Here is a 12,584-nt window from a genome sequence, read left to right as displayed (position 1 = left end):
ATGAATTCGGATTAAAAAACACAATTAAAAACATACAAATCGCTAATAAAATGATTGCTGAAGCTGTAAAAATTTACAACAACGAACGCTTGCACTGGAGTTTAGAACTAAAAACACCACAAGAAGTACATCGAAAATACAACCAACAACCTTATAAATCCTATGCTCGAAAGGTTGCGTAAGGAATGTTAGTAACTTTTTTAAAACCCGAAGGGATTTTTTTAAAAAAAGTTATCAATGTTCCGATTACAAATCCGTATTTTTGATTCAAGTAATAACCTAAAAATGGTCAACGTATTTTAGGACAAGACAAAAAACCAGATAACGACAGCAATTTTTATGATATTTACGTTAATTTCTTGTAACAATAAACAAGAGGAAAATGTGTTGTCTTTAACTGAATTAAGAAATGAAAAAGTCTATAAAAATTTAGATAGTTTACCAAAAAATCTAGATTTAGTTTATCGTGTAGATTTATCAGAAAGCAATCTCAAAGAAATTCCGAAAATAGTTTTTAAACTAACTAACCTTCAAGAATTAAATGTTTCACAAAATAATTTAAATGAACTTGAAAGTCTTGAAAATTTAAAAAACTTACAGATATTGAATATTGGAATGAACGATTTTAAAACATTTCCGAAACAAATTTGTGATCTAAAAAAACTTAAAATTTTAGATATTTATTGGACAGATTTTAAAACATTTCCAAATAGTTTTTTTGAAAATAATATAATTGAGGAATTAGATATGACAAGTATGTATGAATTTGATTTTGTTTCAAATTTGTCAAAAATTAATCAATTGAAAAAACTAAAAAGACTTAATCTTGGTTGCAATCAAATTCCAAACTTAACTCTTAACTTTTCTGAACTAAAGAATTTAGAAGAACTTGGATTTATAAGACAAGAAAAAATTAATGCTAAAGAACTGTTTAACAATTTGTCAAAGTGCAAAAATCTTAAACGAATACATTTAAGTGTTAATAATATTGAAACTCTTCCAAGTGATATTAGTTTACTAAATAGTTTAGAAGAATTAAATCTGTATCAAAATAAAATAACAGAATTGCCAAACGAAATTATTAAAATGAAAAACTTAAAAGAGATTACATTGATAGATAACAGAATTGACACTAACAAAATAAAAAAAATTGAGATGAAAATGCCGAAAGTGAAGTTCATCTATTAAAAAAAACTACTGCCAACACACGTTTTGCGCTATTGCGAAATTTGTGCAAGCCGGACGTTTTTCTTTCGCAAGAAATATTATCTTTAACAGAAAATAATCAGTTCCGAAGCTCGCAACAGCGCAATGCGTGGGAACGTTGGCAGTAACTTTAAAAAACTCGGAGAATTTTGAAACGTTATTAAAAATGAAAAAAAAAGCACTTAGATATTCAATTCTATTACTTTCTATAATTGTATTAGCCTGCAAAAAAGAAAAAAATGAAGATTTCATAACTAAAGAAATGAAAATAGAAAGTGATACCATAAGAAAAATAGAATTAAATAGAGGAATTTTAACAATGAAAAGCTTTAGAAACAATATTCATTTGTATTCTTGGTGTCCATTAGAATATAAAAATAATTTTCCTTCTTGGATTGAGGATAAGCACGAACCAGATTTTTCTTTCGATAAGTATATATTTAAACCTTGTATTTCTGATATAGATTTGCCATATGAAATATATAAAAAAGCAAATGAAAATTATTTTTTTTTAGTTAAAAACAAGGATACTCTAAAATTTAAAATCGTTGAATGAGTAAGAATTAAAAAGCCTTCACACAACAGCAGTATAAGAAATTGATAGGTTTGGGATTTATCAGAAATGATAATTGTTACATCAAAGTTTTGTCTACATTTGTAATTGTCAGTGAATGAAGTTCGCAACCTCGCCAAGCGCCGGAACGTTAGCCGACAGTTTTAGAGAACGCAGAAAAACCGATTAAAAAAGAAAATTATGAGATTTTGGAAATTTAAATTTGCATTAATGTTTACAACTATCTTTTTTGTAACAAATTGTGGTGTAAAAAAAAATAATCCTTCAAATGAAAGTTTTGAATTCACAAATGGAAATGAAAAAATTACTTTTGAAATATTGACTGGAAATAAGTATTTACAAAAAAAACAAAACAACACATACGAAATTTATTTTTGAAAATATTGATCCAAAAAATTGCGCTTTTGCAGGACCAACAATAAAGTTTTCTAATCCAAAATCACTAAATGAAAATGAAATTTTAATTGATTTATCACCAACTGAAGAAAATATGAAAAATGGAAAAATTCATATTGCAGTTAGTTATAAAACTAACGGAGAATCACAATGGTTTAAAATAGCAATTCCGTTAAAAAGATAAAAATTTAAAATACATAGATTGAAAAAGTAACATTAAAATATTAAAACTGAACGACTACCAACTATTTTTAAAAGATTATGCAAATAAACGACGAAAGAGTAAAGAAGAAAGTAACTGAATTAAGTAAAATTCAAGACGAATTACGAGAAAAACATTTTTCCTGGCTGAAAAATGTAATCACATTAGCCGTAGGTCTATTTGGAATTATAATCTCGTTAAAAAGCGATAATAAATTAAGTGAAATAAAACATCTATTTTTTATAATGTCTATTGCGTCACTCGGATTAGGCATAATTCTTGGTATTGCAGTTTTATATAGCGAAGTTCACGTAATTAGCGAAACAAAAAAAGTTGTAGGAAAACAAATTATCCAATTGTTAGATGATGAAAAAACCGAAATAATTACAAACATTAATCCTAATAAAATTTATAAATACTTACAAATTACTTCAATTCTTGCATTCTTAATAGCAATTATTAGCTTAATTTTATATTCATCATTCCAATAAACCGTCGGCTAACAGCCGTATCTCACGATTACAAATTTTGAACTAAATTCATATCCACTTTGCAGAAGAATTTTTATCTTTGATAGAAAGCAGTTCCTAAAATTGAAGCCTGTTTACGCGTTGCAACCATAGTGGTCATTTTAAAAAACACCCAAAATGAAATTTAGACTATTATTTTTACTACTACTCATATCTAGATTTGGCTACACTCAAAGTGAAAAGCTTAATGAGTATAAAGTAGCAAATATCAATAAAATTATAACTTTTTTTAAAGTTAAAAACATCGATAGCATTTCGAAGATAATATATTTCCCTTTACAGCGAGAATATCCAATATCGAGCATAAAAAACGCAGAAGAATTTAAAACAAGATTTAACGAAATCTTTGACAAAACGTTAATTGATAAGGTTGCAAATTCAAAAATAGAGCAATGGTCTGAAGTTGGTTGGAGAGGAATAATGTTAGATGCAGGACTCATCTGGATTGATGACGAAGGAAAAATAGTTGCCATTAATTATCAAAGTAGTATTGAAAAAAATCTTCGAAAAAATTTGATATCTAAAGATAGACAAACGCTGCATCAATCATTAAAAATATTTGAAAGCCCAACTTACAAAATAATGTCTAAAAACTATTTGATAAGAATTGATAAATTATATGCTAACAAATACAGATATTCTTCTTGGAAAATTGGACAAAAAGAATCGAGAAAACCTGACATTATTTTAAATAATGGAATATTGAAATTTGAAGGAAGTGGCGGAAATCACGTTATTTCATTTTCAAGTGGAAAGTATATTTACAAAGTTTACAGAAATATCATTGGAGTAGATACCGATGCCGACGTTACCATTGAAGTCAAAAAAAATGGAAAAACAATACTAACGGAAGAAGGAACATTACTACTTGAATAATTCAAATAAAATAATTAGTTGCGGAGATTACCAACTCTCAAAGCACGAAAACTTTAGTAGTTATAATATCAGTATTTTATTCAATGAAGAAACCTCGAATTTTAAAAATTATACTTATCGCAATTCTAGGAACAGTTGCTCCTATCGTTCTTCTTGTACTTTCATCAATGATTATCTATGGTTCAAATTTTCCTTCAGTAAAATATCATTATTGGAAAGGTTTTTTAGAACAAAAAAACGGAAACTTAGAAAGCGCAATCAAAAGTTTCGATAAAGCAACAGCATTAGACAAAGAATATCCAACGGTTTATATATCACGTGGAAGTGCGTTTTTAGATTTGAAAAAATATGATAAAGCCATTGCCAACTATACAATTGCCATTCAATTGTCGCCACAAAATGAAGAACCTTATGCTTATCGAGGAAGAGCTTATTATGAAATAGATAGTTTGATAGCCTCAAAAAGTGACTTTGATAAAGCAATAAAATTAAATGAAAATTTTGGATATGCTTACACCAATAGAGCGCTATTAAAATATACTAAATTAAACGACAAACTTGGTGGTTGTGAAGACTTAAATAAAGCAGTCCAACTAGGCGACGAAGAAGCTAAATATCATTTAAAAAATAATGTTTGCAAATAAATTCACAGCTGTTTACCAAGGTTGCTCTATACTTTAAATTTTGAGGTCAATTCACATTCCATTTCGCAAGAAACTTTATCTTTGATAAAAACAATTAGTTCCGAAAATTGCTTCCTCGCCAAATGTCGGAATGTTGGTAGCGAAACTATGACGAATCATTTTAAAATTATATTTCTCCTATTTTTCACATTAACTTCTTGTGAAAAGAAACCAGCAAATAATTATGCCAATTTAATTGTTGGCGATTGGATTTTTGTAAAAGAAAACCCGAAAAACGAAAACACTTTTTACTCCGATTTCGGTTATACCTTCAATTCCAACGGAATTTGCGAAAGTAAACCAGGTTATTTTCAAACTATAGAAAGTACAGCAAAAGAGGAAAGAAAAACTACTTTTTTCGGAACTATCACAAAATATAAAATTGTTGGTGATAGTTTATATATTTTAAATCCGATTTCAAAAAAATGGGATACTTCTAAAATTGTTGGAATCAATCTTAAAAGGTTAAAATTAAAGCTTGATGCAAAAGTAGTTTTGGAATTTTCAAAACTAAACTACGAGGTAAATAGTGAAGAGAATTTCGACAAAATAATAATTTCAAAATCGCCTTGTTTTGGTTCCTGTCCGATAAACAATATAGAAATTAATAAAAACGGAGATGTATATTTTTACGGTGCTCGTTACAATTCCAAAAATGGTTATTTCAAATCAAAAATACAAGCTTCTGTATTTAATGCAATTGAGAAGAATTTGAAAAAAGTTAATTTTTTGAATCTAAAAGATAAGTATGCAGCGAATTGGACTGATGACCAAGAAGTAAGTGTTACCTTCGTAAAAGATAACAAAATTTTGAAGTCTGTAACGGATTATGGAAGACAATCTCCAAAGAGTTTCAGAATAAATATTGAACCACTCACCTATTTATATCAGAAAATAAAATTAGAAGAAGACAAAACAACAAAAGGTTTTCAATACCTAAACCTTCGATTTGAAAAAAGTAATAAAACCATCAACTTGACAAGTTCTGAAATTTTCTTCTTATCTAATTTATTGCGAAAAGCAGTAACTACAACAAAATCTTTTAAAGCCGAATTCGTAACTAAGTATGATAGTGATTATAATGTAAGCAGCATTGAAACGGATGGAAGGTTCTTTAAAATATTTGCTAAAAATAAAAGTTCAGTAACCTATGATTTGGGCTTTAACTTTATCGAGAAAAATGAATTAAAAAAAAGACAAAAAGTAAAAAAATTATGAGTAATTACTGCTACCAAGAGGTGTTTGGTAAGATTGCAAATTTAGCAGTAAATTCACATTCCATTTCGCAAGAAACTTTATCTTTGATAAAAACAATTAGTTCCGAAGATTGCCTCCTCGCCAAATGTCGGAACGGTTGCAGCTATTTTAATCAACATCCTGTATATGACGAAAAATATTAAGAACTATCCGCAATCAATATTGCAGTTTGTTGTGTTTTTGGGTTCATTTCTAGTATTAGAAAGTTTAACAGAAAAGTACACAAGAATAGAAGAGCTGCATTGGACGATTATCCTATTATTAAAATTGGCTTTGTCCATACCTGTAGCCGTTTTACTAAATTTTGAAAAGAAGGTTAGGATTGAAAAATCTAAAATCACAAAAGGAACCTATAACGGAATTTTTGGATTTATTAAAATAGAAAAACAATTTGCAATTGATAGTAGTACTGAAGTAATAATGGTTCAAAATCCAAAAGAATATTTTGAGATAAAGATTATAACAGCTGATGACGAAATGATTATAGACACTTATCCAAATAGAAATCCTGCCAAAGAAGAATTTAAAAGAATAGATAATATTGTAAAAAGTACAGTTAACACCCGCTTCAAGCAATTACGTATTTAGGAGTAAATCCAAGTTCACGTTTCGCAAGAAATATTATCTTGCATATAAAAAAGTTCTAAACTTCGCAACCTCGTAAAATAAAAGAAGATTAGCGAATATACTAAAATAAATGCTGTCAAAAGATGAAAATACCAAACAAAAGAACATATATTGATTCAAAAAAAATATTTACAATATCTTTACTTAGCGTTTTAGTTACCATTTTTAGCGTTTGGTTTTATGGAATTGGAAAACATAAAACTGTTATAGAAAATTCATTACTATCCACTTCAATTCTTTCCGTTGCTTTTTTCCTATTTATCACAATCAGCTTGTATAACGGCACTAAATTAAAAGATAATTTAGGCAAACTTACCGATCAATTTGATGCTAAAAAACTAAACTTTTTAAAAGAACTAAATGCTGATAGTGGTTTCGAACATTCTTTTACAGAAATCGGAGATGGAATTGGTAAAATAATTTTGAATATACTATTTTGGATAGTAGCAACTATAATTATTAGCTATCTTTTTTTTGCCGTAGGAGCAATACTATGGATGTCAATATTAGTTTTCTTGGGAATGCTATATTGGATTTTTTTCAGATCATTGAGACTGATATTTAAAAAATCTTCTCAATGCAGCGGAAATATTGAAAAAAGTATATTTTACGGACTTACTTATACCATCTTATATAATTTTTGGATTTACGGAATAATTTTGTTGTCTAAATATTACTAAATAATTAAGATAAGTTCGTCCAATATTAGCGGTTCGCCGCAATTTCCAAGTGTTACATAAATTTAGTTCTTTTATTAATAATGTATAAACTTAAAAATGAGACAACAAAAACCCAACAAAACCCTCTAAAAAGCATAAAGTTAAAACTAACTTTTAGCTTTTTTGTGCTATGAGGGAAACCATAATTATTCTTGTAAGTATTTTTATATATTTACAATTAATAAAAAAAAAGAGTACAAATAATTTTGGACGATTGTTTGTAGCGCTATGTAAAAGTTGTGCGTCATTATACCAAAAATGAGTAAAAAAGAACTAACAAAAGAAGACATCTATAAAATAAAAAAAATTAATCTTTTTAGATTGAGCAATGATTGTTATTCAGTATTATATGGAACAACGATCTTTTTATACGCATATTCATTCCTTTTTCCATATTATGGTTGGAGAAGAAAACCGACACATATTCCCGAAAATACCGAAGAATATATAAATGCAGTTATTGATTTACATTTATTTTTTTTACCTCTTGTTGTTTTATCAATTTCTAATATATTAATTAAAAAAATCGAAGTTCTGAAAAATTGTAAAACAGAAAAAAAAGCTAAAGTGATTCTGAAGTTTAAAATTTTTAAACGGGTTAGAATTATAATATTCAACTCTTATCATTTATTATTTTTTAGTAACACTTTTAAATATAGCGACGTCGAAAGAAATGATAATGTGACAATTGAAAATACATATTTTAGAAGATTGTTAAATTACAAAAAAGAAGCATAAAATTACGAATGCACAACACACGCTACAAGCTATTTGGGTATTAGGCTTGATGGAAAAATTGGTTTGTATTAGGGAATTTTGGCTAATCCGAAAAATAGCGCTAATTTAGTTCCAAACCTCGTGTAGCGCCGAACCTTTGGTAGCAATGTCACTTAGGAAAATGAAAAAAATCTTTTAATGAAATCAAAAATAGATATAACAGAATTTAGAAATAGATTAAAAGAAAACACCAAAATTGGATCTCCAAAACTAAAAATCGAATGGGGAATTTTGTCGATTTTCTTTGCTGATAATTCGAAATGCTTTTATGGAAAATTTGACGATTCAACTTTTGAGATTATAAAAAATTCTAATTTTTTTCCAAGTTATTATTTTCTGAAAGGAACTTATAAAAATTCTGAAAAAAATTTGATAGTAAATTATACTATCGAACCTGTTAGTAAACTAATAATTCCTAGCATAAAATATTTTCCAGTTATTGTGTTTATTATATTTAATTCAATTTTCTATTTTGAAGCAAAACCACCAATAGAAATATATATTATATTTAATGTATTTATTATTTTTATTTCTGTATTTTCGAGACTTAACCTCAAATGGCAAAATAGAAAACTGAAAAAAATATTTAATAAAATATTTGAAATTGTAGAATAAAATGTTCCAAAAATAAAGAATACTTTGCCCATAAAGTAATCCCAAACTCTCATCTGGGATTTTCTTTTTTATTTACTTAATTACATTTTTCGTCTGCTGTATAATTCTTAGCATTAATCGTCAATAAAAAAAAACGACAAAAAAACTTTTATTTGTAATTCCCAATTTGGGAAATACTTCCTATATTTGTAAAAAAAATATTGAGAGTAATTGCCAAAAAAATATTGAGAGACTTTTGGGAAGCACATTCAGATTGCGAACAACAACTAAAATCTTGGTTCAGAGAAACCTGCAAAGCAGAATGGAAAAATCCAAATGAGATAAAACTTGAATATCCTAGCGCAAGTATTTTGAACGATAATCGAGTTATTTTTAATATTAAAGGAAATAATTATCGCTTAATTGTAAAAATAAACTTCGAATATGAAATGGTTTGGATTCGGTTTATTGGAACACACGCTGCATATGATAAAATTAATGCTAACACAATATAAAGATTATGAATATAAATCTTATTAAAACAGAAAATGATTACGATCAAGCTTTAAAAAGGCTTGAAATAATCTTTGATGCCAAAAAAGGAACTCAAGAAGGAGATGAATTAGAACTTTTAGGAATCTTAATTGACCAATATGAAAATGAACATTTTCCAATAGATTTACCAGATCCAATAGAAGCAATTAAATTCAGAATGGAACAAATGGGTTACACACAAAATGATTTAGCAAAAATTATTGGGTTTAAAAGCCGTGCAAGTGAAATTCTAAATAGAAAAAGAAAACTATCTTTAGAAATGATTAGACAATTGCACAAATCTTTAAATATACCTACCGATGTATTAATTCAAACTTACTAAGAATTTAAACCATAAAAAAATCCCAAACTCTCATTTGGGATTTTCTTTTTTACTTACTTAAATACATTTTTCGTCTGCTGTATAATTCGTAGAATTGATCGTCTTTTAAATCGTCTATAAACAATATACTTTCACCTGTCGATTTCATTTCTGGTCCGAGTGCTTTGTTCACATCTTTGAATTTGCTGAAAGAAAAAACTGGTTGCTTAATCGCATAACCATTCAACTTAGGATTGAAAGTAAAATCAGTTACTTTATTTACTCCAAGCATTACTTTGGTAGCATAATTCACATAAGGTTCGCCATAAGCTTTCGCAATAAACGGCACCGTTCTAGAAGCTCTTGGGTTGGCTTCGATGATGTAAACCGTATCGTCTTTTATAGCAAACTGAATGTTTATTAATCCAACCGTTTGCAACGCTAATGCGATTTTCTTGGTATGATCTTTTATTTGTTGCATCACAAATTCACCCAAATTAAACGGTGGCAAAGTCGCATTAGAATCACCTGAGTGAATGCCGCAAGGTTCAATATGCTCCATAATTCCAATGATGTAGACATTTTCTCCATCACAAATGGCATCGGCTTCTGCTTCAATGGCTCCATCAAGATAATGGTCAAGCAATAATTTATTTCCAGGAATCGATTTCAGTAAATCAATTACGTGTTCTTCTAATTCCTGTTTATTAATAACGATTTTCATTCCTTGTCCGCCCAAAACATAAGAAGGACGAACCAACAAAGGAAAATCCAAACTATCAGCAAGTTTAGATGCTTCATCAGCACTTTCAGCAATACCAAACTTCGGAAACGGAATATTTAATTCGGTTAAAAGTTCAGAAAAACGTCCTCTATCTTCGGCTAAATCTAGAGCATCGAATGAAGTTCCAAGAATTTTGATTCCGTATTTAGACAATTTTTCTGCTAGTTTTAAAGCCGTTTGTCCGCCCAATTGCACAATCACTCCTTCTGGCTTTTCGTGACGAATAATATCGTAGATATGTTCCCAAAAAACAGGTTCGAAATACAATTTATCTGCCGTATCAAAATCGGTAGAAACTGTTTCAGGATTACAATTAATCATAATTGTTTCGTAACCACATTCTTTAGCAGCTAAAACTCCGTGGACACACGAATAATCAAATTCAATTCCTTGTCCAATTCTATTTGGACCCGAACCTAAAACAACCACTTTCTTCTTATCGGTTACTATACTTTCGTTGTGAACGTATATTTCACCGTTAGCCGTTTGAATTTCGGCTTCAAAAGTCGAGTAATAATAAGGCGTTTGTGCTTTAAATTCGGCAGCACAAGTGTCTACTAATTTATAAACACGCTTGATGTTCATTTCATCACGCAATTTATAAACCTGACTTTCTAAACAACTTAACATGTGCGCAATTTGTCTGTCGCCATATCCTTTTTGCTTTGCTTCAAGCAATAATTCTTTAGGCAAAGTATCTATTTTATAGTTCGTGATTTCTCTTTCCAACAAATACAATTCTTCGTATTGTTTCAAGAACCACATATCGATTTTAGTAATTTCGTGAATTCTACTTAACGGAATTCCCATAGCAATCGCATCGTAAATCACAAAAACTCTATCCCAACTTGCGTAAGTTAGTTTCTCAATAATTTGTTCGTAGTTTTTGTATCCTTTTCCGTCAGCACCAAGTCCATTACGTTTAATTTCAAGTGATTGCGTAGCTTTGTGAAGCGCTTCTTGAAACGAACGGCCAATACCCATTACCTCACCTACTGACTTCATTTGAAGACCTAATGTTCGATCAGCACCTTCAAATTTATCAAAATTCCAACGTGGTATTTTTACGATTACATAATCTAAGGTTGGCTCAAATAAGGCCGAAGTAGATTTTGTAATTTGATTTTGAAGTTCATCTAAGTGGTAACCTAAAGCCAATTTAGAGGCAATTTTAGCAATAGGATAACCTGTAGCTTTTGACGCTAATGCAGACGAACGCGAAACCCTTGGATTGATTTCAATAGCAACAATATCTTCTTTTTCATCAGGTGAAACAGCGAATTGCACATTGCAACCTCCAGCAAAGTTTCCGATGCTTCTCATCATCAAAATCGCCATATCACGCATCTTTTGAAACGTTGTATCTGACAACGTCATTGCTGGTGCAACTGTTATAGAATCACCTGTATGGATTCCCATTGGATCCATATTTTCTATCGAACAGATAATTACAACATTATCGTTTTTATCTCTTAAAAGTTCTAATTCATATTCTTTCCAACCCAATAAAGCTTTATCAATCAAAACTTCGTGAATTGGTGACATTTCTAAACCATAAGTTAGTTTTTCGTCAAATTCTTCTTTGCTGTGTACAAATGCTGCTCCAGTTCCACCAAGCGTAAACGACGGTCGAATTACTAACGGAAAACCAAATTCTTGTGCGATTTCTTTCCCTTTTAAGAACGACGTAGCTGTTTTTGCTGGCGCTGCAGGAATGCCGATTTTTTCAAGTAATTGTTTGAATTGCTCTCTGTCTTCCGTAATATTAATCGCATTTACATCAACACCAATCATTCTTACATTAAAATCTTCCCAAATGCCTTTTTCATCGGCTTCCAAACAAAGGTTTAATGCAGTTTGTCCACCCATAGTTGGAAGAACAGCATCGATTTGAGGATGTTCTTTAAGAATTTGAATTATAGATTTGGTAGTTAATGGCAATAAATAAACGTGATCCGCCATACTAGGATCAGTCATAATTGTTGCCGGATTGGAATTGATAAGAATGACTTCGATTCCTTCTTCACGAATAGATCTTGCGGATTGTGAGCCTGCGTAATCAAATTCGCAAGCTTGCCCAATAACGATTGGACCTGAACCAATAATTAAAACTGATTTGATTGAATTGTCTTTTGGCATTGTAGTTAGTTTGTTTAATCTGAACCTTTTGTACTGAATGTGTTTCAGTAGTAAGATGCTGTTGTTATTTTAGTTGTATGTGTTGTGTAAAAGTACTCTGTTTGATTTAAAAAGTAAAAAATGATGGTTTAAACTTATCAAATTTTATAAACAGATTCAAAAAAAAGCCGCTACTAATAAAAGTAACGGCTTAATATTGACTAGAAACTAATCATTATTTTTTGTGTCTTGGTTCAGAAGAAACAGTTAATTTGTGTCTTCCTTTAGCTCTACGACGCGCAAGGACTTTTCTTCCATTTGCAGAAGCCATTCTGTCCATAAATCCGTGTTTATTTCTTCTTTTTCTTTTCGATGGTTGAAACGT

14 protein-coding genes and 1 pseudogene are annotated in these 12,584 nt (G+C 29.5%); 13 read left to right on the top strand and 2 right to left on the bottom strand.

Annotated elements, in window-relative coordinates; genetic code table 11:
* The 13 genes and pseudogenes from Q0050_RS02775 to Q0050_RS02715 form a co-directional block, all read left to right on the top strand.
* Window positions 1-182: pseudogene (locus Q0050_RS02775) on the top strand (hypothetical protein); the annotation flags it as partial.
* Between the two features lie 157 nt (window positions 183-339).
* The gene (locus Q0050_RS02770; protein WP_298392459.1) at window positions 340-1,188 is read left to right on the top strand and encodes a hypothetical protein; all 849 of its coding nucleotides are present in this window, start codon (window positions 340-342) and stop codon (window positions 1,186-1,188) included.
* A gap of 184 nt (window positions 1,189-1,372) precedes the next feature.
* Window positions 1,373-1,762, top strand: coding sequence for a hypothetical protein (locus tag Q0050_RS02765; protein WP_298392457.1), 390 nt, complete (start codon window positions 1,373-1,375; stop codon window positions 1,760-1,762).
* A 675-nt stretch (window positions 1,763-2,437) separates the two neighbouring features.
* Window positions 2,438-2,869 carry a hypothetical protein gene (locus Q0050_RS02760; protein ID WP_298392455.1) on the top strand — a complete coding sequence of 144 codons (432 nt, stop codon included), beginning with the start codon at window positions 2,438-2,440 and terminating at the stop codon, window positions 2,867-2,869.
* Between the two features lie 156 nt (window positions 2,870-3,025).
* Window positions 3,026-3,784, top strand: coding sequence for a hypothetical protein (locus tag Q0050_RS02755; protein ID WP_298392453.1), 759 nt, complete (start codon window positions 3,026-3,028; stop codon window positions 3,782-3,784).
* An 83-nt stretch (window positions 3,785-3,867) separates the two neighbouring features.
* Window positions 3,868-4,428: a tetratricopeptide repeat protein gene (locus tag Q0050_RS02750; protein ID WP_298392451.1), complete on the top strand. Its 561-nt coding sequence runs from the start codon at window positions 3,868-3,870 to the stop codon at window positions 4,426-4,428.
* Between the two features lie 147 nt (window positions 4,429-4,575).
* Window positions 4,576-5,685, top strand: coding sequence for a DUF6438 domain-containing protein (locus Q0050_RS02745; protein WP_298392449.1), 1,110 nt, complete (start codon window positions 4,576-4,578; stop codon window positions 5,683-5,685).
* A gap of 165 nt (window positions 5,686-5,850) precedes the next feature.
* Window positions 5,851-6,312 (top strand): hypothetical protein, encoded by a 462-nt coding sequence (locus Q0050_RS02740; RefSeq protein ID WP_298392447.1) that lies wholly within the window; start codon window positions 5,851-5,853, stop codon window positions 6,310-6,312.
* Between the two features lie 122 nt (window positions 6,313-6,434).
* A complete protein-coding gene (locus Q0050_RS02735; RefSeq protein WP_298392445.1) occupies window positions 6,435-7,031 on the top strand; it encodes a hypothetical protein in 597 nt (198 codons plus the stop codon).
* Window positions 7,032-7,328: 297 nt separating this feature from the next.
* Entirely contained in the window at window positions 7,329-7,808 is a 480-nt protein-coding gene (locus Q0050_RS02730; RefSeq protein WP_298392443.1) for a hypothetical protein, read from the top strand.
* A 177-nt stretch (window positions 7,809-7,985) separates the two neighbouring features.
* Complete coding sequence (locus Q0050_RS02725) at window positions 7,986-8,462, top strand: hypothetical protein (RefSeq protein WP_298392441.1); 477 nt, start codon at window positions 7,986-7,988, stop codon at window positions 8,460-8,462.
* A gap of 200 nt (window positions 8,463-8,662) precedes the next feature.
* Window positions 8,663-8,956, top strand: coding sequence for a type II toxin-antitoxin system HigB family toxin (locus tag Q0050_RS02720; RefSeq protein ID WP_298392439.1), 294 nt, complete (start codon window positions 8,663-8,665; stop codon window positions 8,954-8,956).
* Window positions 8,957-8,961: 5 nt separating this feature from the next.
* Window positions 8,962-9,318 (top strand): helix-turn-helix domain-containing protein, encoded by a 357-nt coding sequence (locus tag Q0050_RS02715; RefSeq protein ID WP_298392437.1) that lies wholly within the window; start codon window positions 8,962-8,964, stop codon window positions 9,316-9,318.
* 49 nt (window positions 9,319-9,367) lie between these two features.
* Here the strand turns inward: Q0050_RS02715 and carB are convergent, their stop codons facing one another.
* Both carB and rpmH read right to left on the bottom strand, forming a co-directional pair.
* The gene (gene carB, locus Q0050_RS02710; protein WP_298392435.1) at window positions 9,368-12,220 is read right to left on the bottom strand and encodes a carbamoyl-phosphate synthase large subunit; all 2,853 of its coding nucleotides are present in this window, start codon (window positions 12,218-12,220) and stop codon (window positions 9,368-9,370) included.
* A 214-nt stretch (window positions 12,221-12,434) separates the two neighbouring features.
* Window positions 12,435-12,584 (bottom strand): 50S ribosomal protein L34 (rpmH, locus tag Q0050_RS02705; RefSeq protein ID WP_298392461.1); only part of this gene is annotated, 150 nt, incomplete at its 5' end.

Origin of the sequence: Flavobacterium sp. (assembly GCF_027483985.1) — a bacterium.
In the GTDB taxonomy this organism is placed as follows: Bacteria; Bacteroidota; Bacteroidia; order Flavobacteriales; family Flavobacteriaceae; genus Flavobacterium.
The sequence above is the reverse complement of the archived record's forward strand: the minus strand, read 5'-3'. Positions and strand labels throughout refer to the sequence as shown.

Bases quoted from the DNA above. Each gene is read 5' to 3' on its own strand.
- Q0050_RS02730 (WP_298392443.1), top strand. From the start codon at position 7,329: ATGAGTAAAAAAGAACTAACAAAAGAAGACATCTATAAAATAAAAAAA.
- Q0050_RS02745 (WP_298392449.1), top strand. From the start codon at position 4,576: ATGACGAATCATTTTAAAATTATATTTCTCCTATTTTTCACATTAACT.
- Q0050_RS02715 (WP_298392437.1), top strand. From the start codon at position 8,962: ATGAATATAAATCTTATTAAAACAGAAAATGATTACGATCAAGCTTTA.
- Q0050_RS02760 (WP_298392455.1), top strand. From the start codon at position 2,438: ATGCAAATAAACGACGAAAGAGTAAAGAAGAAAGTAACTGAATTAAGT.
- Q0050_RS02735 (WP_298392445.1), top strand. From the start codon at position 6,435: ATGAAAATACCAAACAAAAGAACATATATTGATTCAAAAAAAATATTT.
- Q0050_RS02765 (WP_298392457.1), top strand. From the start codon at position 1,373: ATGAAAAAAAAAGCACTTAGATATTCAATTCTATTACTTTCTATAATT.
- carB (WP_298392435.1), bottom strand. From the start codon at position 12,220: ATGCCAAAAGACAATTCAATCAAATCAGTTTTAATTATTGGTTCAGGT.
- Q0050_RS02755 (WP_298392453.1), top strand. From the start codon at position 3,026: ATGAAATTTAGACTATTATTTTTACTACTACTCATATCTAGATTTGGC.
- Q0050_RS02725 (WP_298392441.1), top strand. From the start codon at position 7,986: ATGAAATCAAAAATAGATATAACAGAATTTAGAAATAGATTAAAAGAA.
- Q0050_RS02770 (WP_298392459.1), top strand. From the start codon at position 340: ATGATATTTACGTTAATTTCTTGTAACAATAAACAAGAGGAAAATGTG.
- Q0050_RS02750 (WP_298392451.1), top strand. From the start codon at position 3,868: ATGAAGAAACCTCGAATTTTAAAAATTATACTTATCGCAATTCTAGGA.
- Q0050_RS02740 (WP_298392447.1), top strand. From the start codon at position 5,851: ATGACGAAAAATATTAAGAACTATCCGCAATCAATATTGCAGTTTGTT.